19 protein-coding genes are annotated in these 21,856 nt (G+C 38.0%); 13 read left to right on the top strand and 6 right to left on the bottom strand.

Translation table 11 applies throughout. From position 1 onward, the window contains the following. Positions 1-37: 37 nt before the first annotated feature. Both B9A52_RS05705 and B9A52_RS05700 read right to left on the bottom strand, forming a co-directional pair. Complete coding sequence (locus tag B9A52_RS05705; RefSeq protein ID WP_084119386.1) at positions 38-856, bottom strand: tetratricopeptide repeat protein; 819 nt, start codon at positions 854-856, stop codon at positions 38-40. A gap of 21 nt (positions 857-877) precedes the next feature. Then, a complete protein-coding gene (locus B9A52_RS05700) occupies positions 878-1,186 on the bottom strand; it encodes an HU family DNA-binding protein (RefSeq protein WP_084119385.1) in 309 nt (102 codons plus the stop codon). Positions 1,187-1,346: 160 nt separating this feature from the next. On the opposite strand from B9A52_RS05700, the gene mutY reads away from it, so the two are divergent. The 6 genes from mutY to B9A52_RS05670 all read left to right on the top strand — a co-directional run bounded on the left by mutY (position 1,347) and on the right by B9A52_RS05670 (position 11,435). Continuing rightward, positions 1,347-2,420, top strand: coding sequence for an A/G-specific adenine glycosylase (gene mutY / locus B9A52_RS05695; protein ID WP_084119384.1), 1,074 nt, complete (start codon positions 1,347-1,349; stop codon positions 2,418-2,420). A 50-nt stretch (positions 2,421-2,470) separates the two neighbouring features. Continuing rightward, positions 2,471-2,911: a single-stranded DNA-binding protein gene (locus B9A52_RS05690; RefSeq protein ID WP_084119383.1), complete on the top strand. Its 441-nt coding sequence runs from the start codon at positions 2,471-2,473 to the stop codon at positions 2,909-2,911. A gap of 64 nt (positions 2,912-2,975) precedes the next feature. Further along, the gene (gene gldE / locus B9A52_RS05685) at positions 2,976-4,325 is read left to right on the top strand and encodes a gliding motility-associated protein GldE (protein ID WP_084119382.1); all 1,350 of its coding nucleotides are present in this window, start codon (positions 2,976-2,978) and stop codon (positions 4,323-4,325) included. A 396-nt stretch (positions 4,326-4,721) separates the two neighbouring features. Further along, on the top strand, positions 4,722-9,212 hold the full coding sequence (gene gltB, locus B9A52_RS05680; protein ID WP_084119381.1) for a glutamate synthase large subunit: 4,491 nt from the start codon (positions 4,722-4,724) through the stop codon (positions 9,210-9,212). 1 nt (position 9,213) lies between these two features. Next, positions 9,214-10,695: a glutamate synthase subunit beta gene (locus B9A52_RS05675; RefSeq protein ID WP_084119380.1), complete on the top strand. Its 1,482-nt coding sequence runs from the start codon at positions 9,214-9,216 to the stop codon at positions 10,693-10,695. Positions 10,696-10,949: 254 nt separating this feature from the next. Next, the gene (locus B9A52_RS05670) at positions 10,950-11,435 is read left to right on the top strand and encodes a hypothetical protein (RefSeq protein WP_084119379.1); all 486 of its coding nucleotides are present in this window, start codon (positions 10,950-10,952) and stop codon (positions 11,433-11,435) included. 73 nt (positions 11,436-11,508) lie between these two features. On the opposite strand, the gene B9A52_RS05665 is transcribed toward B9A52_RS05670, so the two are convergent. Then, a complete protein-coding gene (locus B9A52_RS05665) occupies positions 11,509-11,949 on the bottom strand; it encodes a DUF4890 domain-containing protein (RefSeq protein ID WP_084119378.1) in 441 nt (146 codons plus the stop codon). 203 nt (positions 11,950-12,152) lie between these two features. Here B9A52_RS05665 and B9A52_RS05660 point away from each other — a divergent pair, with 203 nt between their 5' ends. Beyond that, the gene (locus tag B9A52_RS05660; protein ID WP_084123410.1) at positions 12,153-12,593 is read left to right on the top strand and encodes a gamma-glutamylcyclotransferase family protein; all 441 of its coding nucleotides are present in this window, start codon (positions 12,153-12,155) and stop codon (positions 12,591-12,593) included. 10 nt (positions 12,594-12,603) lie between these two features. On the opposite strand, the gene B9A52_RS05655 is transcribed toward B9A52_RS05660, so the two are convergent. Then, positions 12,604-13,947 (bottom strand): NAD(P)/FAD-dependent oxidoreductase, encoded by a 1,344-nt coding sequence (locus B9A52_RS05655; RefSeq protein ID WP_084119377.1) that lies wholly within the window; start codon positions 13,945-13,947, stop codon positions 12,604-12,606. A 153-nt stretch (positions 13,948-14,100) separates the two neighbouring features. Here B9A52_RS05655 and B9A52_RS05650 point away from each other — a divergent pair, with 153 nt between their 5' ends. Both B9A52_RS05650 and yjjX read left to right on the top strand, forming a co-directional pair. Continuing rightward, positions 14,101-14,808, top strand: a complete 708-nt coding sequence (locus B9A52_RS05650; protein WP_084119376.1) for a YebC/PmpR family DNA-binding transcriptional regulator — start codon at positions 14,101-14,103, stop codon at positions 14,806-14,808. 67 nt (positions 14,809-14,875) lie between these two features. Further along, positions 14,876-15,448, top strand: coding sequence for an inosine/xanthosine triphosphatase (yjjX, locus tag B9A52_RS05645; RefSeq protein ID WP_084119375.1), 573 nt, complete (start codon positions 14,876-14,878; stop codon positions 15,446-15,448). A gap of 277 nt (positions 15,449-15,725) precedes the next feature. Here yjjX and B9A52_RS05640 read toward each other — a convergent pair whose 3' ends face one another. Further along, positions 15,726-16,721 carry an NTPase gene (locus B9A52_RS05640; protein ID WP_084119374.1) on the bottom strand — a complete coding sequence of 332 codons (996 nt, stop codon included), beginning with the start codon at positions 16,719-16,721 and terminating at the stop codon, positions 15,726-15,728. 73 nt (positions 16,722-16,794) lie between these two features. On the opposite strand from B9A52_RS05640, the gene B9A52_RS05635 reads away from it, so the two are divergent. The 4 genes from B9A52_RS05635 (at position 16,795) to B9A52_RS05620 (ending at position 20,433) form a co-directional block, all read left to right on the top strand. Then, positions 16,795-17,709 carry a M28 family peptidase gene (locus tag B9A52_RS05635; protein ID WP_084119373.1) on the top strand — a complete coding sequence of 305 codons (915 nt, stop codon included), beginning with the start codon at positions 16,795-16,797 and terminating at the stop codon, positions 17,707-17,709. Positions 17,710-18,385: 676 nt separating this feature from the next. Next, positions 18,386-18,886 carry a TlpA family protein disulfide reductase gene (locus B9A52_RS05630; RefSeq protein ID WP_231955503.1) on the top strand — a complete coding sequence of 167 codons (501 nt, stop codon included), beginning with the start codon at positions 18,386-18,388 and terminating at the stop codon, positions 18,884-18,886. A 6-nt stretch (positions 18,887-18,892) separates the two neighbouring features. Further along, positions 18,893-19,513, top strand: coding sequence for a thioredoxin family protein (locus B9A52_RS05625; protein ID WP_084119371.1), 621 nt, complete (start codon positions 18,893-18,895; stop codon positions 19,511-19,513). A 146-nt stretch (positions 19,514-19,659) separates the two neighbouring features. After that, positions 19,660-20,433 (top strand): hypothetical protein, encoded by a 774-nt coding sequence (locus B9A52_RS05620; protein ID WP_084119370.1) that lies wholly within the window; start codon positions 19,660-19,662, stop codon positions 20,431-20,433. A 51-nt stretch (positions 20,434-20,484) separates the two neighbouring features. Here B9A52_RS05620 and B9A52_RS05615 read toward each other — a convergent pair whose 3' ends face one another. Further along, a complete protein-coding gene (locus B9A52_RS05615; RefSeq protein WP_084119369.1) occupies positions 20,485-21,840 on the bottom strand; it encodes an FAD-dependent oxidoreductase in 1,356 nt (451 codons plus the stop codon). Between the last annotated feature and the right edge of the window lie 16 nt (positions 21,841-21,856).

Here is a 21,856-nt window from a genome sequence, read left to right as displayed (position 1 = left end):
AAGGCATAGTTTTAAAGATTTTAAGTGGAACAATTATTTATAGCCTTTCCAGGTAACTCTCCACACTTGCCAAAACCATTTGGTCTGTGGTCATGTTTTGAACTTGCTGAAATTGCTTTTTCGCTTTATTGTTTTGTTTGGATTCGAAATAACTCACGCCAAGATAGAATTGGCCCTGAATATTCTCAGGATGGTAACGCACCAATTCTTCAAAACGTTCTACTGCCCTTTTATATTGTCCTGATTGCATGGACAACACTCCCATATTGAAGAGACCATCTTCATTGGTAGGATCTTCTTCCAAAATCTCCCTAAGCATGGTGATTCCCTGCATAGGGTTGGAAGATGACACATAGGTCATAGCAATTTTTGATTTCAAATCAACTCGCTTTGGATCTTCTTCCAAAACCTTATTCAAGTAGGTTCTCGTCTTTTCGGCAAGATAGGCTACTTTTTCTTCATTCATTGCAAAAGTGTAGGCATCATAATATGCGATACCTGCTTTTTCCCAACTTTCGGCAGTTTCTATTTTGTCAGCTGCCATTTCCAAGAAATAAGCAGCGCTGTCAAATTTACCTGCATTGGAATACAATGAAGCTAATTCAGTAGCCAAAGATGCATATTTTTCCTTATTTTCAGTTATTCCCAATTCATTGGCCAGCAGATTGATGTTATCTCTTTCTTCTTGGGCTAAAGGTGCATCATGAATTTCCTCCGTAACGTTGCCCGTCGTTGATTCTCCTTCGGTGATGACCGAATTGCCGTCTTCGTTGTCAACAACTACTCTTGGAAGTGAAAACAAAACACCAATGCAGACAATTCCAAAGATTACTGCTATGATTTGGGATTTCTTCATAAGAAAAAACAGCTCTCAGGATTAATCCTGAGGAGCAAGTTCTTTGATTTTTTTACTGTTTTTGATTTTCTCAACAAAAACTTTGGAAGGCTTGAAGGCCGGTACGAAGTGTTCATCGATCACAATAGCTGTGTTTTTCGAGATGTTACGTGCGATTTTCTTGGCTCTCTTCTTGTTGATGAAACTTCCAAATCCTCTTACATAGATGTTATCTCCTTCTGCCATGGAATCTTTTACCACTTTGAAGAATGCCTCAATTGTCTGAGTTACATCGTCTTTTTGAATTCCAGTTTTTTCTGAAATTTTGGTGATTACTTCTGCTTTAGTCACTGTTTGATGAATTTAAATTATTATCTAATAAGCTTAATGGCCTATTAACCAACTGTTTTTGGGACTGCAAATTTAAAGGAAGCATTTCAATATAAAAACAAAATGTTCAAAATTAGATTGAATTGTTTAACATTGTCTTAACACCTTAATTGTAAACGCCTTGAACTTTGAAGCTTTTGTCCATAGATTATTGGAGTGGTACCCCCACAATAGACGGGATTTGCCATGGAGAAACACCCAAAACCCATATATCATTTGGTTATCTGAAATTATCTTACAACAAACCCGAGTAGCACAAGGACTCCCTTATTTTGAAAAATATCTTCAAAATTACCCGAATGTGGAAGATTTAGCGAATGCACCTGCCGAAGAAGTGATGAGATTATGGCAGGGATTGGGTTATTACAGCCGGGCAAGAAACCTCCACCAATGTGCAAAAGAGATTACTGAAAAATTTGATGGTGACTTTCCAGGAGATTACAAAGGTTTGTTGAAACTAAAAGGAGTCGGTAATTACACTGCTGCAGCCATTGCTTCTTTTGCTTATGGCGAGAAGATTGCTGTGGTGGACGGAAATGTCTTCCGGGTCTTAAGCAGATATTTTGGGATTTCAACGGATATCGCAAGCAGTTCCGGCAAAAAAGAATTCGAATCCTTGGCCAATAATCTTATCCCTGAAGATAAGCCCGGAGAATTTAACCAAGCCATTATGGAATTTGGGGCATTGCAATGCGTCCCCAAAAATCCGGATTGTGAACACTGTTCTTTAAAGACCGGATGTTTTGCCTATAAACATAAGCTGGTAGGGGATTTGCCTGTGAAGATCAATAAACTCAAAATAAGAGACCGGCATTTTCTCTACTCCTATATCGTCTGTGGTCAGCAAGTCGTTGTCAAACAAAGGGGCAAAGGAGATATTTGGGAAGGACTTTTTGATTTTCCGATGGAAGAGTCGAAAATAAAAATTGATAAAGATTCATTGGATTCATTTATCGCCAATGAAATAAAAGAATTCGGGACGCAAATTGTCTATAATCCTGAATCCAGCTTCAAACATATTCTTACCCATCAAAGAATTTTTGCCACCTTTGTAAAAATCATCGTGGAGAAAGACGCTCTTTCAAAACTTCAATCCTGGGTAAATGCGAAAGGTTACAGATTAGTTGATTTTGAAAATCTGGAAAAACTTGCCAAACCAAGATTGATTTTGAAATTTTTGAACCTAGAAATTTAATCATTAAATTTATACATAAACTTTTTGTTAAACCTTTAAACAGAACAATTATGGCCGGAGTAAACAAAGTAATTTTATTGGGCAATTTGGGTGCAGACCCCGAAGTAAAACATTTGGAGGGTGATAAAGTAGTTGCCAATCTTAGGTTAGCTACCACCGAAGCCTACAAAGACAGGGCAGGTAATCGTGTCGAGAATACTGAATGGCATGATTTGGAACTTTGGGATGGACAGGCAAAAATTGCAGAACAATATCTCAAAAAAGGAATGCAACTTTATGTGGAGGGAAAAATCAAATCTGATTCTTGGCAGGATGAACAGGGCAACAATAGAAAGAGAATCAAAATAAGGGTACTCAGCTTTACCATGTTGGGTGGAAAACCGGAGGGTTCCTCTCCCTCAGGAAATACCGGTAATTACAATACTCCATCTTCCGGTCCTTCACCATCTGTTGCTGAAGCGACAGTTGAAGATGATGATTTACCCTTCTAATTCAAATAGTTGAAGAATTGATTCAGAATTTTATTAATTTTGCAATCATCTTGTTAATAAATTAATGGACGACCCATACCCGAGTCTTTTATTGCTGGCTGAACTCTCTCAGGTTTCAGCCGGCTATATTTTAATTAATGCAATCATTTTTATTCTATTGCTGATATCTTCTGGACTTGTTTCCGGATCAGAAGTAGCCTTTTTTTCTCTTAATTCGGAAGATATTGCTGGAATGGATGAGCGATCTGATAAACGGGTAACCAAAGCACTGGAACTCGTCGAGTCACCGAAAACCCTTTTAAGTACAGTATTGATACTTAATAACTTAATTAATATAGGTATAGTTACCTTGACGACTTTGGTGACCTGGAATCTTTTTGGATTGAATGCAACAGGTATATTGGTTATTTTAGTGCAAACCATCGGTGTGACCTTTGCTATTGTCTTTTTTGGGGAAATAGTTCCAAAAGTATATGCCACACAGGCCAAAATAGAGTTTTCATTGATGATGGCTCCATCTATCCACTTTTTTTCTGTTTTACTCAAACCGATATCTCTTTTTTTAATGTCCATGAGTAATTTCATTGAAAAAAGAATAGAGAAAAAGGGATATTCATTATCGGTGAATGAATTGAATCAAGCTTTGGAGATAACCACCGAAGATACTTCTGATGAGGAAAAAGATATATTAAAAGGCATAGTCAATTTTGGGACCTTATCGGTAAAACAAGTCATGCAGTCTAGATTGGATATCACTGCAGTGGAAATTGAAACAGATTTTCATGAGTTGATGGACAAAATAAATAAAAGCGGTTATTCCAGGATTCCTGTTTTTAAAGAGACTATTGATAGCATAGAAGGCATTTTATATATCAAAGACTTGCTGCCATATGTTGAAGAAGATGAAAAATTCGAATGGTCGAAACTTATAAGAAAAGGATTTTTTGTTCCTGAAAATAAAAAAGTCGACTCCTTACTCAAGGATTTTCAGAAAAAAAGAGTCCATATGGCTATTGTGGTAGATGAATATGGGGGTACGTCCGGATTGGTCACACTGGAGGATCTGATAGAAGAAATCATAGGTGAAATCAACGATGAATTTGACGATGTTGAGGATTTTTATTTCAAGGAGTTGGACCCAAACACATATATTTTTGAGGGTAAAATTTCCTTGAATGATTTTTGTAAAAAACTTGACTTGGATACCCAGATTTTTGATGAGGTCAAAGGTGAAAGTGAATCACTTGGAGGGCTTTTGCTTGAACTGAACTCCAATCTTCCAAAAAACGGTACAAAGATTTTATTTGATCCATTTGAATTCACAATTCTTGCCGTAGATACAAAAAAAATCAAAAAAGTAAAAGTTCATATTAGATCCGGTGAAAAAGATTTGAAAGGCCATAATCAGGACTAAACTATTTACCTAATTCTGTGTTTTGTGAATAAATCAGAATTTAATTTCTTATTCATTGTATCAGAACCTTTCCGAAATTTACTTTTTTAAAAAGTCCGCAATAAATAATTTTAAAAAAATCTGACTTTTTTCTCTTTAATCAGTTTTGCCAATACTTCTGGCTAAATCAAAAATTTACGTTTGTTTTTAAACTGATAATTTTAAATTATTGACAATAATTATAAAAACTGCCTAATATTTTAACCAATATATATTTTTTGTTAATGATAAATAAGTGTTCATTTATATGTAAACTATTTATTACAATAGTGCTTTTCTTACGTCAATTTTAATAAAAAGAAAATTTTTTGTAAATTTTGCAACTCAAATTAAAAAAACCTATTAAATTAATATATAATGAATCAAGGACTTTATCGTGATACTTTCGAACACGATTCCTGTGGGATTGGGGCTGTAGTGAATGTAAATGGCAACAAAAGCCATGAAACTATAAGTGATGCGCTATTTATGTTGAGCAACATGGAGCACCGGGGTGGACGTGGCAGTGATCCCAAAACCGGTGATGGCGCTGGGATTTTGATCCAGATTCCACATTCCTTTCTAAAGGACATCACTTCCAGAGCAGGTTTTGAAATCCCAAATGAAGGAAGCTATGGGATTGGAATGACCTTCTTTCCTAAAAACAAACAGCTTTACAAAAAATCCAAAGAGCTGTTGAATAACATTATAGCTGAGCTCGGATTCCAACTTCTGGGGTATCGACAGGTCCCTGTAGACGAGACAGTTCCTGGATCCGGAGCATTGGATGTAATGCCAAACATCGAAATGGTTTTTGTCAGCCATAAAGATGGACTGAAGAATATTGATCTGGAGCGTAAATTATATGTTTTGAGAAATTATTCATCCAGGACTATCAATCAGAGTATTCCAGGTGTCAATTCCTCATTTTACTTTGCAAGCTTCTCAGCCTTTACACTGATTTATAAAGGGCAACTTAGGACTGATCAGGTTCTGCCTTTTTATAAAGATCTTCAAAATAACAAGATTACTTCCGGACTTGCGATAGTACATTCCCGGTTTTCTACCAATACTTTCCCCAATTGGAGATTGGCACAGCCGTTTCGGTATTTATCGCATAATGGAGAAATAAACACCATCAGGGGCAACCTCAATAAAATGAAGTCCAAAGAGACCTTAATGCGGTCGATACATTTTTCAGACGAGGAGCTTGCCAAATTGATGCCTATTACCAACAAGCATCATTCGGATTCGGCTAATCTGGATGCAATGGTAGAGTTGCTCACCCTTAGTGGCCGATCATTACCTCATGTGATGATGATGATGGTCCCGGAAGCCTGGCAGGATAATCAGATGATGGATAAAGACCGAAAGGCTTTTTATAAGTTTCATGCTTCACTGATGGAACCATGGGATGGTCCTGCAGCACTGCTGTTTACTGATGGCAAATCCCTCGGAGCTACGCTTGATAGAAATGGCTTACGGCCATTACGTTATTTCATTACCAATGATGGGAGATTGATACTCTCTTCAGAAGCAGGAGCATTACCTATTCGAGAAGCTACCATATTAGAAAAGGGTAGAATCAGCCCAGGTAAAATGTTAATGGCTGATCTTGAAAATGGCAAGATATTCTTTGATGATGAAATCAAAGCAAACATCTGTGACAATAAACCATATGACAAATGGGTCAGAGAGGAAAGATTGAAACTTCGCCTGATTCCTGATCCACTAAATTTGACCAATCCTTATTCAACTGAGGATATCAAAAAGAGACAGACAATCTTTGGCTATACTTCAGAGGAAATTAAAGTCATTTTGTCTCCTATGGGTGAAACAGGCTATGAAGCGATTGGCTCCATGGGGGCAGATACTCCTTTGGCAGTGCTGTCAAAACAGAGCCAACATATTTCAAACTATTTCAAGCAGCTTTTTGCCCAGGTAAGTAATCCACCTATTGATCCCATAAGGGAGCGCTTGGTAATGTCTTTGTTTACCAGAATCGGTGAAAGCCACAATATTTTGGCGGAAAGCCCCAGGCATTCTCGACAAATACATATTTCGCAGCCGGTTTTGCTCAATGAGGATCTTCAAAAGATAAAAAATCTTGAAGATGAGGGTTACAGAACAATAACTTTACATGCTCATTTTGAAGTTGATCACAAGCCGAACAGCTTACTTGAAGCGCTGAATAAACTTTGCCGGGAAGCCGAAGGTGCTATTTATGCAGGAAAGAATATCATCATCATTTCTGATAGAGGCAGTTCTGAATTTAAAGCCCCTATTCCATCTTTATTGGCTATAGGCGCAGTACACCATCATCTGGTAAAAAAGAAACTGAGAACCCGGGCCGGACTGGTAATTGAAGCAGGAGATATCAGGGAAACCCATCATTTTGCAACTGCAATAGGTTATGGAGCATCTGCTGTCAATCCATATTTGGCTTTGGAATCCTTGTTGCACCTGAACGAAAAAGGTGCTTTCAGCAAAGAATTCAGCCAAAAGCAATTGTTCCAGAATTATCAGACGGCAATAGGAAAAGGTTTGTTAAAGGTGCTCTCAAAAATGGGGATCAGTACCCTCCAATCTTACCAAGGTGCCCAGATATTTGAAGCCATAGGCTTAGGGCCTGAAGTAATTGATAGGTGTTTTAAAGGAACGGTAAGTCGAATCAGCGGAATTTCCTTTGACGAACTTGCAGAAGAGGTTTTGATCAGACACCATGCTGCCTACAATACTGAAAGTCCGATTTTAGAAACAGGGGGCGTTTATCAATGGAAAAGGAGGGGTGAAAAGCACCTTTTCAATCCCGAAACCATTCACTTGCTACAAAAATCCACCCGTCTCAATGACTATGAATTATATAAAAAGTTTGCCAAAAAAATCAATGAACAGACCAAAGATGCATTGACTTTAAGGGGGCTTTTTGAATTTAAAAAGAGAATATCGATCCCAATTGATGAGGTTGAACCGGTAGAATCCATTTTAAAACGCTTTGCTACGGGAGCAATGTCCTTTGGTTCCATTTCCCATGAAGCACACAGCACCTTGGCCATCGCAATGAACCGGATAGGAGCCAAGAGCAACAGTGGTGAAGGAGGCGAAGATGAAATCCGATTTGAGAAAAAAGAAAACGGAGACTGGGAACGCTCCGCTATCAAGCAGGTTGCCTCCGGAAGATTTGGCGTTACCAGTAATTATCTTACCAATGCGGAAGAATTACAAATAAAAATGGCCCAAGGAGCGAAACCCGGAGAAGGCGGACAGCTACCCGGTCACAAAGTAGATGAATGGATCGGCAGGGTAAGACATTCCACACCTGGAGTGGGTTTGATATCTCCGCCACCACATCACGATATTTATTCTATAGAAGATTTGGCCCAACTCATATACGATTTGAAAAATGCCAATCGAAAGGCCAGAATTAACGTCAAATTGGTTTCTCAAGCAGGAGTAGGCACTGTCGCGGCAGGAGTAGCCAAGGCACAATCAGATGTCATTCTCATATCCGGAGCAGATGGAGGTACAGGTGCATCTCCACTGAGTTCAATTCGTCATGCCGGATTACCTTGGGAACTTGGATTATCCGAAGCCCATCAGACCCTGGTCAAAAACAATTTGAGAAGTAGAGTGGTCTTGCAGACAGACGGGCAATTGAGGACAGGAAGGGACATTGCCATAGCTACCTTGCTGGGGGCCGAAGAATGGGGAATTTCTACGGGTGCTCTTGTAGTGGAAGGTTGTATTATGATGAGAAAATGCCACCTGAATACCTGTCCTGTAGGAATAGCAACCCAGAATCCAGAACTGAGAAAATTATTTACCGGAAATGCTGACCACGTTGTAAATTATTTTATGTTCCTGGTACAGGACCTAAGAGAAATCATGGCTTCTTTGGGATTCCGAACCATTGACGAAATGGTGGGACAAAGTGATGTATTGAAAGCCACAGGTCATATGAATCACTGGAAATGGGACAAAGTAGACTTAACTCCAATATTCCATAAGGTGGAAGTGCCGGACCATGTGGGAATTCATAAGCAAATAGATCAGGACTTTGAATTGAAAAAAGTTTTGGACAGAAAACTGATTAAGTCGGCAATGCCTGCATTGGAACAAGCAGCTAAAGTTAAGGAAAGCTTTAAAATCAAAAATACTGACAGAACTGTCGGAGCGATGTTATCCAATGAAATCTCCAAGATTTACGGAAGTCCCGGCTTGCCAGAAGATACGATCCATTTCAAATTCAGTGGTTCCGCAGGACAAACTTTCGGAGGCTTTCTTACCAAGGGTGTAACTTTTGAGCTTGAAGGTGAGTCCAATGATTATTTTGGAAAAGGTTTGTCAGGTGGAAAGTTGATTATCTATCCCAGCCGCAATGCCAATTTTGTCGCCCATGAAAATATTATTATCGGGAACGTGGCCTTTTATGGGGCTACTTCCGGTTATGCCTATATCAATGGTAAAGGCGGAGAAAGATTCTGCGTGAGGAATTCAGGCGTTCAGACAGTGGTAGAAGGTATCGGTGATCATGGATGTGAATATATGACAGGTGGGTTGGTAATCAATCTAGGTGAAATCGGAAGGAATTTTGGTGCAGGAATGAGTGGTGGAATCGCCTACATTCTCAAGGATTATATTTATCTGATCAATCAGGAAATGGTTGATTTAGATCCTTTAAATGAAGATGATTTTGTCACGATCAAGGAAAACCTGAATACACATCAAGCACTTACCCAAAGCCAATTAGCTGGCGAATATTTGGATAATTGGGATGAATACCGCGAGCGGTTTATCAAAGTTATTCCTAGAGATTACAAGGAAGTATTGAGAAAAAGAGCATTGGAAAATTCAACAACATTAGTGTAAGATGGGAGCGAAAGAAGGATTTATACTATTTAAAAGAGAATTACCTGAATCAAGAAACCCTGAAGAAAGGGTCAATGATTATAAGGAAATATATAAACCGTTTGATGGGCAGAAGCTAAATGAGCAATCTGCAAGGTGTATGGATTGTGGCATACCGTTTTGTCATCAGGGTTGTCCATTGGGAAATCTCATTCCCGACTTCAACGATGCAGTATATCGAAATGAGTGGGAAGAGGCCTTCAATATTTTAAAAAGCACCAATAACTTTCCGGAATTTACGGGTAGGATTTGCCCTGCGCCGTGCGAAGCTTCCTGCGTACTGGGAATCAATAAGGATCCTGTCGCTATTGAACTGATTGAGAAAAATATAGCGGAAAAAGCATACGAATTAGGATTCGTTGTACCAAGACCTCCAAAGCAAAGAACCGGCAAATCTGTTGCTGTGATCGGTTCAGGGCCTGCCGGTTTGGCAGCAGCGGATCAACTTAATCAGGCCGGACATGAAGTGACTGTTTTTGAGAAGGACAATAAAGTGGGAGGATTGCTCCGCTATGGAATTCCTGACTTCAAATTAGAGAAATGGGTCATTGACCGGAGAGTGGAAATCATGGAGAAGGAGGGTGTGATATTCAGCACCAATACGGATGTCGGATTTAATATTAAGGCTGAAAACATCATCAGGAATTTTGATGCCGTAATTTTAGCTACAGGTGCCCAACAGCCAAGAGAACTAAAAATTAAAGGGTCAGATTTAAAAGGGGTTCATTTTGCGATGGATTTTCTGGGGAAACAAAACCAGGTAATTGCCGGAGAAATTGATAGAAACCCGATCTCTGCAGAAAATAAAAATGTGATTGTAATCGGAGGAGGGGATACGGGTTCTGATTGTATCGGGACATCAAACAGACATGGAGCTGCTTCAATTACTCAATTGGAGTTATTGCCAAAACCGCCCAAACAGAGGACCAACCTAAATCCATGGCCAGAATGGCCAATGACTCTGAAAACCTCAAGTTCCCATGAAGAAGGTGCCGAAAGGGTATTTTCAATATTGACCAAAGAATTTGTTGGAAATGAAAAAGGTGAAGTAAGTGGTTTGGTTTTGGTGGATCTGGAATGGAAGGCAGAAAATGGCAGAATGCAGTTTGTTGAAATTACCGGAACTGAAAGGACAATCCCCTGTGATCTTGCATTTATTGCCATAGGATATACCGGTCCTGCTAAGAATGGCCTATTGGAGGCATTTGGGGTCAAGACCATGGAAAATTCTCTTCCAAAATCCAAAGAGTACCAAAGTACCAATCAAAAGGTTTTTTTGGCTGGAGATATGAGAAGGGGTCAATCTTTGGTGGTTTGGGCGATTTCGGAAGGAAGGGAAGCTGCTGTAAAAGTGGATGAATTTCTTCAGGGCACATCTTCACTTCCCAGAAAAGATGAAGGTTTTTTTGAAATAGAAGAAAGTATCATTTATGAATCGAATTGAAAGCAATGAACTATAAATAAAGAGTACATGCGATAGCAGGTTTAGTTTGTGATTGTTATATAAACAATCTAAATTAAAAAGAGTAGGCCCTTGGCCTGCTCTTTTTGGTTAAAAATTCAACATTACTTTCAAGTTCCAGTGAGAAAAAACCGAAAAAAGAATATGTTTTTACTTTTTCACAATAATTAAAGCTTCAAGTAGGACAAAATTCAATCTGAGAACGTCCTAATCAAAAACCATAACTTGCCGATACCATGAAAATATATTCTTTACCAATACTTGCTACAATCCTTTGCATCACGCTATCCTGTAATATTGATGACTCCGATTTTAGTCAGGAAAACCTTCATGGAACTTGGGAATTGAGTAGATATCAACAAGAGTCACAACTGTTTTATGTCGACACGTATGAATTCTATGAGGACGGTACATTTGAAAACAGAAGTACGGCCCGACAGCAAGATAACAACATGGACCTTGGGTATAATTCAATCACAAAGGGGACATACCGTTTAATAGGAAATGTTTTGACGCTTACAGGAGACCAATTTTTGACGCTTCCCGAAGGGAGTACGGAATGGTATACTGCATTGGATAACCTTATCGGATCGGACTGGAAAATAGAAAGAGAATACACCATAGCCCTAAAAGAAAGGAAGTCACAGTTAGTGCTTGAATATAAATGCGCACCCAATGAACTTTGCTCGGGTCCATTTCCAATGACCTATTTCCGCAAGTAGACATAAGGTATCAATAAAAAAAGCAGACCATTGGCCTGCTTTTTTTGCAATAAATAAAACCCAATCAAAATCATTAACTACTCGTTGAGGAATTACCTCTACCTCCTGAACTTCCTTTTCCACCACGGTGGCCTTTTCCTCCTCTGCTTCCTTCACGGATCTCTTTTCTGTTTTCCTTTTTGACTTCCTCCCACTTTGTTTTTTGCTCAGGGGTCAGAATAGCCTCAATTTGGTCGTTTTGAGCTTTGGCCTGTGCTTGCATTTCAGCTCTTTTTGCTTCTCGCTCTGCCTGCATTGATTCCCGCTGTTCCTGCCTTTTTTTCGCATTCTCGAGATTGATTTGATAGATCTTTTGTTTTTGATCTTCAGAAAGGCCCAATTCTTCCGTCATTTTCGCAGTCATCTTTTCCGCTCTTTGTTCAGGGGACTGCATTTCTTTTTGCTGACCTCTTTGGGCAAATGCCCCTGCGTACGTCATCATGAATATTGCAGCAATCATTATTAGCTTTTTCATTTTTTTGTCTTTATTTAAATAGTCAATAATTGTTTAACACTTTTAGAAGATGGAACTTCCCGGGTTTATTCCATTCCCTTTTGTGCTTTATTGTAGGTTAGACCAAAGTCTGGGATGAAGGTTTAAGGAAGGATTTGTATTATATTGTTAATGAATCTTAAAAAAATAATGGTGTCTTTGACCAATATTGTTTAAATATGGAAATGGAAAAATTTTATTATTTCGGCTATGCCAGTAATATGGATGAATCCACTCTTGATAGTAGGTTAAAGATTAAGCCAAACAAAATCGGGGTTGGGGTATTACTTCATCATGGATTTAGATTCAATCATCCCAATGCAGATGGAACTGCCAGGGCCAATATTGTTCAAAGTCAAAATGAATCGGTGTATGGTTTGGTTTACGAAGTAGCCGAAGCGGATCGGGAGTTTTTTCTTGGTTCTGAACCAGGTTATAAATTTATCCAAAAAGAGATTTTAACCAAAGCAGGTAAAATTGATGCATACACTTTTGTATCAGAAAAAACCATAGGGGGAATTTTTCCACAAGAATCCTACTGGAAAGTCATTGTTCAAGGAGGCAAGGAGAATGGACTTCCGAATGGTTATTTAGCCCAGATTATCAACCGGGTAGGGAAAGTCTGACATTCAAAATTCAGTCCTCATAATCCTTCTCTTCCAACATCCACTGTCTTTTGAAGTCCTTGACATATCTTGGTCTAATCAATAATCGTAGACTTGGATCAAATGAAAGGTATTTCCAGGACCAGGTAAGGAAGACCATGAGTTTGTTTTTGACACCCAAAATGGCCATTAAGTGCACAAATAGCCATACGAACCAAGCAAAAAACCCATGAAAACTTATAAAAGGTAAATCCACAACGGCCATTGATTTACCTACTGTGGCCATGGAACCCAAATCCTTGTATTGGAAAGGTTTCCACGCTTTATTTTTCAACTCCAATTTGAAATTTTTTGCAAGATTACCCGCTTGCTGAATAGCAACTTGGGCAACCTGCGGATGTCCATGAGGGGATTTTTCACCCACTTGTAGACACTGGTCCCCTAAAACAAATATATTTTTCTCCTTTTGTAAGCGATTGAATTCATCCACTAAAAGCCTTCCATTTGGAGCTCTTTGGTCAGCCTCAATACCTTCCAATGAATTGGCTTTGATACCGGCAGCCCATAACAAGGTTAGGGTTTCTATAGGCTCTTTGTCTTTCAATTTCACTGTAAAGCCATCATAATCCTCCACCATGGTATTGAGCATGACTTCAACACCGAGTTTTTTCAAATAATGCAGGGCTTTATCCCGGGATTTTGGTTTTAGGCCGGACAAAAGAGAATTCCCGGCCTCAATTAAAATTACCCTCATATTTTTGAAAGAAAGCTGAGGATAATCTCTTGGAAGTACTTTGTTTCTTAATTCCGCAATCGAACCTGCTAATTCCACTCCAGTAGCACCGCCCCCAACAACTACAACATTCATGATGGGTTTTCTTTCTTTTTCACTTTCCAGATTGACTGCTCTTTCATAGTTGGAGATGATTTTATTCCGGATATAAAGAGCCTCCGAAGTGGATTTCATTGGGGCACAGAATTTTTGGATGTTCTGATTTCCAAAATAATTGGTGTTGGCCCCTTGAGATAAGACCAGGTAATCATAACTTATCGAACCTAAATTTGTGTGGATTTGATTTTGCTTTTTATCAATTTCTTTTACCACAGCCATCCTGAATATAACATTATCAATTTTATGAAAAAGACGTCTCAGGGGAAAAGAAACAGCACTGGGAGATAATGCCGCGGTTGCTACCTGGTATAGCAGCGGCTGAAACATATGATAATTGTTTTTATCTAAAATTACTATCTGAAAATCGGAATGTGCCAAATCTTGGGCTAATTTCAAACCTGCAAATCCTGCACCCACAATTACGATTCGTTTATGTTTGGGATTGGGAATATTAGGGATCGGACTAAATACAGACTGTGTCATTATAAAAATTTTATTGTAGAACTAGATTGTAAATCTATTGATTTTTGCTGTAACTGGAATTAAAATGTTTAATTGTTTGGATTGAAAACACTTCATTTTAGGCTATAAAAAAAGATTTATTAATTTTACCCACCTTTAAATCAACAAACAGAAATGGGAAGAGCTTTTGAATTTCGAAAAGAAAGAAAATTTAAGCGTTGGAGTCAGATGTCCAAGGTTTTTACCCGCCTTGGAAAAGAGATAGTGATGGCTGTGAAAGCAGGCGGACCGGACCCTTCCAATAATTCAAAACTTCGAACAATAATCCAAAATGCCAAAGGGGCATCCATGCCCAAGGACAGAATTGAAGCTGCAATCAAACGGGCCTCCAATAAGGATGAAAAAGATTACGAGGAAATAGTCTACGAAGGTTATGGGCCTTACGGTGTGGCTGTTATCATTGAAACCTCTACCGATAATATCAATAGAACCGTGGCAAATATCCGAAGCTATTTTACAAAATCAGGTGGTTCATTGGGAACTTCGGGTTCTGTGAGCTTTATGTTTGACAAAAAAGCTGTTTTCAGATTTTCTCAAAACAATCTTGATATGGAGGAATTGGAGCTCGAACTGATAGATTTCGGCCTTGAAGAGATTGCTGAAAATGAGGGTGAAATATTTGTTTACACGGCTTTTGAGGATTTTGGAAAAATGCAAAAAATCCTTGAAGACAAGCAAATTGAAATTATCAATGCGGATTTCCAATGGTTTCCGGCTACTACAGTGGAGTTGACTGAAGAACAGGAGGAGGAAATCAACAAGATGATTGAAAGACTTGAGGAAGATGATGATATCAATCAGGTTTTCACAAACGTTGCATAATTATTTGTATTCATTGATTTTAAAGATTTAATTACCTTTAGGCGTGTTTAATCGATAACTGTATATCATGATTTTTCCTAAGAGAAAGAATATTAAAGACCAAGAGCGTCAAAATTTAGTCATTGTAGGGAGCAGAAATCCCATTAAAATAAGTTGTACTGAATCAGGGTTTCATCAGATGTTTGAAAGTGCTTTCCTTGTGGAAGGGTTGAATGTGTCTTCTGATATTGAAGCTCAGCCTGTAGGGGATAAGAAAACTTTGACAGGAGCTATGAACAGGGCTAAAAATTCTAAAGCCATATTCCCTGAAGCTGATTATTGGGTTGGAATAGAGGGCGGAGTTGAGGAATTCAATGATGAAATGAATGCCTTTGCATGGGTTGTGATTTTAGATAGAGATGGTAAAGTAGGAAAAGCGAGGACATCTGCTTTTTTCCTACCCGATCCCATTGCCAAGCTGGTCAGAAGCGGAATGGAACTTGGTGAGGCTGATGATAAATTCTTTCAAAAAGAAAATTCAAAAGAAGGCGAGGGTGCTGTAGGCATTTTGACCAATGGCGTACTGGATAGGAAAAACTATTACCAACAAGCTGTTGTTCTAGCCTTGATTCCTTTTGTGAATGATAATATTTATCATTGATTCTCTATAGGCGATAGATTATTTCAATTAGATATTTAATAAATCTCTATGTAGCTTTGGGGAAAATTTTATTTTATTCAATTTTTATTGATAAAATAAAATACTCTTAAATAAGAAATCCTAATAATAAACATTTGGTTTTGAAAAATGCAACAGAATGCTTCTCGAGGTATATAAAATATTGAATCCAAAAAGCAAAAAGCATATTTGAATAATGATTTTAAAGGCGGAAAGAGGCTAATCACCTACTTGTAAGCGATAATCTTTTTAGAGCCCCCTAAGGGCTCTCTTTTATTTTTAGATTATTTAGAAAATTTTCCAGGGCTTTTCTCCAATCGGGATCAGCATCCCAAATTGGCCCAATGTATAGTTCATTCCTGACCAGAAACCGAATATAATATTTTACCACAATCCTGTCCTTCGACTCAGGATTTTCAACCGGGATACCCATATTTTGCATCAAATCTCCCTCTCTTGCCTCCACTCTCATCAAAACAAACTGGATTCTTTCTCGGAGCAACTCAGCATCTGTTTTTGGTTCGGTCAGAAATTCGATCTGATAGGGATACAATTGGTTGAACAGCGCTTCAAGACCTTGCCTTTCCGACTTTTGCTCCGCCAAAATAAGCTCTTGGGATTTTCCCAACAAATCATACCTGAAGTTGTTCAGAAATCCACTTTCTCCAGATGAGCCGGAAAGTGGTATGCCCAACTTAAACACATCCAAATTGAGTGGATTACGACTGAGGTATCTTTGGGAAGCAGCCAGCGCATTTGCTCCTGAAGGAAATTCAGGTATATCTATTACAAGTAGGTTTTTGGTTTTCTGAGCCAGCCCGATATTGGTTAGTGATTGATTTAACTGTTCCAAAGATTCTGCTGACAGGTTCCAAAGTTGGGTACTGGGAAGCATGTTTCTGTTTCCTGTGAATCTTCCGATATTGAGCTCCACACTTCCATTTGCTTTTCTGGTCAGGATCACGATATTGGTTATCAATCTTTTGGAAAACATCTCAGCATAACCTGCCTGAACCTCTTCCGAAATAGCTATATCTTCCAGTTCATAGTAGGCAACCGGATCCCCTCCGGCATCAATAAGACCTGAATGAATCTGTTCAGCAAGGTAAGTCCAAGTATACACAGGCCTTGCCTGAGGAGCATTTGAAATAAGAACAACTGCTTTTCCATCCAAAAAATGATCTGGAAGTGGTGCTTGGGCAATTGTCTCTTTGAAAAAACCAAAAAGCAGCAACAACGCTGAAAGATATTTCATAATTGTTAATATTGGAGCGATTAATCCTTACTATTTTTACGAATATACATAACGGCCAAAACAAAAAAGCGATATGAAGTATTTATTGAATTTTCTTCTACTTTTTTTCCTCTCCTGTCCACAGTTTACTTCCGCCCAAAACATCAATAATGAACAGCTTCTTCAGGATATCAAATATTTATCTTCCGAGGAATTGGAAGGAAGGAAGCCCCTTTCTGATGGAAGCCTTCAGGCAAGAGCATATATAAAAGAACGCTTTTATTCACTCGGGCTTACATCCCAATACCCTGATCTTACACAATACTTTGATTTCCGCAATCGTCGAGATGGAAAGTTATATGAAAAGGCAGCGAATATTGTTGCTTTTCTACCTGGTTCAGAATCTGAAAAACTGATTGTAATCATGGCCCACTATGATCATCTGGGACGCAAAGGGGATGAAATCTTTTATGGAGCAGATGATAATGCCTCTGGCACTGCGGCTGTCTTGGCCTTATCTGAATACTTTTCAAATAACAGGCCAAAGCACTCCATGATGTTTGTTGCTTTGGATGCAGAAGAAATGGGCCATCAAGGCGCAAAAGCCTTGGTGGATGATTTTCCTTTTCCTTTGGAGCAAGTAATTTTAAATATCAACATGGATATGATCAGTAGAAATGATGACAATGAAATTTATGCCTCAGGAACATACCATTACCCTTTTTTAAAACCAATTATTGAAAAAGTAGCAATAAGCCAACAACCTAAGTTACTTTTTGGACATGATGTTCCCGGTACAGGTAGGGATGATTGGACCAATGCCTCTGACCATTCCCAATTTCATAAAAACGGTATTCCCTTCATTTATTTTGGAGTAGAAGACCACAAAGACTATCACAAAACGACAGATACTTTCGAAAATATCCAACCGGATTTTTATACCTCAACTGTTGGCCTGATCGCCAATATCATTACGGTCTTGGACAATGATCTTTTGGAAGAACAATGATTTCTTGCTCAATACCATTTATAAGAAACACACCTTATACTATGTTCGAAAATCAATTGACTTATCAATTTTATTGAATTGTAATATTGCATCAGGTAAATATTCAAAATTTATAATTTGTTTTTTGATTTTGACGTATTGGATTTGATACAAAAAGATGATTTTTTCAGCTTGTTTGGTTTATTGAAATCAAAAAATAAAATGTTATGAAGGAAAATATTCTTCTTCAGATCGACTGTCTTACCAAAAAAAGATTTTCATTTTTTTAAACTGGCTTACCTCTATTAAATAAGAATATTAAACTATTTAAAAAACTCATTTTCAGATAGATATCCACAAAACCACCTATTTTCATAATTTGATAAAATACTGAATATCAGGTATTTAAGGTGTTTTTTCTTTGTGCTGTGGATAAGTGTGGATTAATGTGGATAAAAAAAGCTTGTTTTTTTGCAGGTTAGATTATTGACTGTATTTCAACAATTTGATATAAGGTCAAACTATTTATTCTCTGTTTCGTTGCCTTAATACGGGTCTTGATCAAGCATTGAATCGATAAATTTTTATGGAAAAAAGGCGGGTAAATAATAATTTATTTTTACAGCCATTTTCGGTTGAAATAGTTTTGCTGAATTAATAATGTGTTAATTGGAAAAGTTTAATTTTAACAGAAAAAGTGAAAACTGAAATGCATATTTTATCTTCTCCATTCATTGCTTTCTTGATTTTCTCTTTTTTGATTAAGGGAGACTTAATCAAAGAAGAAAAATCTTTCGAAATAATTAGCTTCGCCCAGTTTGAAAAGATGGTCGATACTCCATCAGATAAATTCAGGATTTACAATTTTTGGGCTACCTGGTGCGGACCTTGTATTAAAGAAATGCCTTATTTTGAAAATTTAAATGCTTCGGACCCCTCCATTGAATTGTTCTTTGTATCATTGGATGATGGCAGAAAGCCGGAAAGAGTGACCTCCTTTATTGAAAGAAAAGGAATAAAAGCCCCTGTTTATCTGTTGGACGATGTGGATTATAACAAGTGGATTGATAAGGTTGATACTTCTTGGTCGGGAGCAATACCTGCTTCCCTTTTCATTAAATCGGATGGAACGAGATCTTTTCACGAAGGGGAAGTGACAGAAGTGGAATTAAAAACATTAATTAATCAGTTAAAATAATTTACAATGAAAAAATTACAAATAGCAGTGATGACCTTTGTTTTTGTTTTGGGCCTGATTGTGGCTACAATGGCACAGAACCCCGGATACAAAACAGGTGATAAAGCCACTGATTTCAAATTGAAAAGTGTGGATGGTTCTTTGGTGTCACTTCCCAATAATGCTAAAGGAGCGATAGTAATTTTCTCCTGCAATACCTGTCCTTATGTAGTGGCCTATGAGGATCGCATGATCGACCTGCATAAGAAATATGCACCCAAGGGTTATCCTGTAATTGCCATCAACGCAAATGACGATAAAGTGAGTCCTGGTGACAGTTTTGAAAAAATGAAAGAAAGGGCAAAATCCAAAAAATTCCCTTTTGCTTATGTCCATGACCAAACACAAGAAGTAATCAAAGCTTATGGTGGTTCAAGAACACCAACTGTCTATCTGCTTCACAAAGAGGGCAACGATTTTGTGGTCAAATATATCGGAGCCATTGACAACAACTATCAAGACCCGAATGGAGTAACAGAAAAGTATGTGGAAGAGGCCCTGGACGATGTAATGAATGGGAGAAAAGTCGCAGTCGAATCTACTAAAGCAATTGGGTGCACGATTAAGTGGACAAGGAAAGCTGAATAGTCTGGCTTTTGAATTGAATCTTAAGATGCATTATTTCAAATCTGCATTTTTTTTAGGGATTGAAACATAAACTTGTTTGTAAGTTCATAAATTGATAAACCAACCTTCCACATGTATCTTTGCCTCAATTACAAACATAATTAATTATGAGAAAGCTATTTTTTGTTTTATTCATTGGCGTTTTGATAAGTTCATGTCTTAATGAGACCAATATCCCAAACATTGGTGAAAGACTTACAACCGTAAGTTTCAACGACACTAAGTTATATGAATACGAATATGACGCTGATGGTTTTTTGGTAGCAGAAAAAGCTAAATTTCATTATTACGGATATTTCTATAGTGTTAATTCTGGTGTTGTTTCAAAAAAAATATACTTTGATTCAAGGATTCTTAGCAGTAATAGTGGCACTGTTCAGGAGGCTAACAACCGCAGCGAATGGGTAAATCCTCAAAACACAACTCTTAGTGGAACATTGGTTTATGAATTCGATTCGAATAACAGGTTAGTAAAAAGTACTGAATTAAATGGCCATTCTGAATATGAATACGATAATAATGGTCGTATTTCAACTAGAAAAATGTTTAATGGTGAAAATCTAACTGGAATCCGAGAATATAAATATGACATGAATGGTAATGTCTCCACGGATAGTCATTACTATATTCTGGAAGATGGTTCAAAGTTATTATCCAACACTACTGAATACGAATTTGACAGTAAGAAAAATCCTTACCAATACTTGAGACCCGATCGTGCTCCCGGCGAAAACACAAACCCAAATAATGTAACCCGAGAAAAATATTCTGTAATTAATTATCCCAGTTCTATGAGAGACATCAGGTATACTTACATTTATAATGACTCAGGTTATCCAATTGAAAGGAATGATGGGCAAAGATATCAGTATTCCAATTGAAGGAATACATCGAAAAAAAGGCTGATTCTTGAAGAACTAGCCTTTTTTTTGTTATACAGCCTTGGCTTTATCCATCTGATTGATAATATCTTCGTAATCCAACTTGTTCCAATTTTGCGTAATCAATGGATCTGCCATTACTCTATTCATCACCATATCCTGCAACTTGCCCTGACTGTATGCCTCGGAATACGGCATACTGGAAAAGGTGACCATGGTATATAGAGGAATCCAATCTTTTGGATATAAGGCATGAAGTTTGGCTTCAATTCTTTTTCGAATCAAAAACTTCGGATCTGCCACCTGATCTCTCATCTCTTCAAAATTCTCCATAGCCAGACGGCAAATAGCATCAGTATCCGGCTTTCTGATTTTTTGAAACTTGGCAAATACCAGTTCCCAGGCATTGGTCCCCAGTTTTCCAATAAGTTCATCCAATATCAATACATCCTCAAAACCTGAATTCATGCCTTGACCATAAAAAGGAACCATGGCATGAGAGGCATCCCCAATTAACAATGCCCTGTTCAGCATCCAGGGATAACATTCAAGATTGATAAGTGAAGCTGTAGGATTTTTGAAAAATTGCTCCGTAAGATTGGGCATCATTTCAAATGCATCATCGAAATAGGTTTTGAAAATACTTTCGACATCCTTTTTATCCTGGATGATTTCGAAACAAACCCTTTCCCCGTCAAATGGAAGAAATAAAGTACAGGTAAATGATTTATCTGGATTGGGTAATGCAATCAACATAAAACTGCCTCTAGGCCAGATATGAAGGGCATTGGGATCCATGGCAAACTCTCCTTCAGCTGTAGCAGGGATGGTCAGTTCTTTGTAGCCATGGGAAATATATTCCTGCCTGTAATTGAATCTTACCTGCTTGAGCATAGCGTTCCTCAAGGAAGAATAAGCTCCATCTGAACCAATGATGACATTGGATTCTAATTTTTCGGTAATTCCATCAGGAGTTGAAAAAGTAAGGTGGTTATATCTGAGGTCTACCTCCTCACATTTATGCTCAAAATTCAGTTTTACGCCCAAAGATTCTGCTTCATCCACCAACAGTTGATTGAATTTACCCCTTGAAATGGAATAAATTGCCTGATCTTCATTGCCATAGGGGATAAAGGTGGTTTTACCATGTTCATCATGGATTTTTCTTCCGTACATGGGTATAGTCAAAGGAAGAACTTTCTCTTTTAGTCCTGCTTTTTCCAAAGCCCTCCACCCCCGATCACTGAGCGCCATATTGATAGACCTGCCTTCCTCAGAATATTCACCTTTCCTATTGTCTGCCCTTTTTTCATACAGGTTGACATCCAGGCCTCTTTTTCTTAAATATATACTTAACAAAGAACCGATCAGGCCGGCCCCAAGTACACTGATTTCATTTTTTTTCATGGTTTGAGAGATAATA

Source organism: Aquiflexum balticum DSM 16537 (genome assembly GCF_900176595.1).
Taxonomy (GTDB): domain Bacteria; phylum Bacteroidota; class Bacteroidia; order Cytophagales; family Cyclobacteriaceae; genus Aquiflexum; species Aquiflexum balticum.
The sequence above is the reverse complement of the archived record's forward strand: the minus strand, read 5'-3'. Positions and strand labels throughout refer to the sequence as shown.

Bases quoted from the DNA above. Each gene is read 5' to 3' on its own strand.
- B9A52_RS05635 (WP_084119373.1), top strand. From the start codon at position 16,795: ATGAAGTATTTATTGAATTTTCTTCTACTTTTTTTCCTCTCCTGTCCA.
- yjjX (WP_084119375.1), top strand. From the start codon at position 14,876: ATGATTTTTCCTAAGAGAAAGAATATTAAAGACCAAGAGCGTCAAAAT.
- B9A52_RS05625 (WP_084119371.1), top strand. From the start codon at position 18,893: ATGAAAAAATTACAAATAGCAGTGATGACCTTTGTTTTTGTTTTGGGC.
- B9A52_RS05665 (WP_084119378.1), bottom strand. From the start codon at position 11,949: ATGAAAAAGCTAATAATGATTGCTGCAATATTCATGATGACGTACGCA.
- gldE (WP_084119382.1), top strand. From the start codon at position 2,976: ATGGACGACCCATACCCGAGTCTTTTATTGCTGGCTGAACTCTCTCAG.
- B9A52_RS05705 (WP_084119386.1), bottom strand. From the start codon at position 856: ATGAAGAAATCCCAAATCATAGCAGTAATCTTTGGAATTGTCTGCATT.
- B9A52_RS05640 (WP_084119374.1), bottom strand. From the start codon at position 16,721: ATGAAATATCTTTCAGCGTTGTTGCTGCTTTTTGGTTTTTTCAAAGAG.
- B9A52_RS05660 (WP_084123410.1), top strand. From the start codon at position 12,153: ATGGAAAAATTTTATTATTTCGGCTATGCCAGTAATATGGATGAATCC.
- B9A52_RS05675 (WP_084119380.1), top strand. From the start codon at position 9,214: ATGGGAGCGAAAGAAGGATTTATACTATTTAAAAGAGAATTACCTGAA.
- gltB (WP_084119381.1), top strand. From the start codon at position 4,722: ATGAATCAAGGACTTTATCGTGATACTTTCGAACACGATTCCTGTGGG.
- B9A52_RS05620 (WP_084119370.1), top strand. From the start codon at position 19,660: ATGAGAAAGCTATTTTTTGTTTTATTCATTGGCGTTTTGATAAGTTCA.
- B9A52_RS05615 (WP_084119369.1), bottom strand. From the start codon at position 21,840: ATGAAAAAAAATGAAATCAGTGTACTTGGGGCCGGCCTGATCGGTTCT.
- B9A52_RS05650 (WP_084119376.1), top strand. From the start codon at position 14,101: ATGGGAAGAGCTTTTGAATTTCGAAAAGAAAGAAAATTTAAGCGTTGG.
- B9A52_RS05655 (WP_084119377.1), bottom strand. From the start codon at position 13,947: ATGACACAGTCTGTATTTAGTCCGATCCCTAATATTCCCAATCCCAAA.
- B9A52_RS05670 (WP_084119379.1), top strand. From the start codon at position 10,950: ATGAAAATATATTCTTTACCAATACTTGCTACAATCCTTTGCATCACG.
- B9A52_RS05690 (WP_084119383.1), top strand. From the start codon at position 2,471: ATGGCCGGAGTAAACAAAGTAATTTTATTGGGCAATTTGGGTGCAGAC.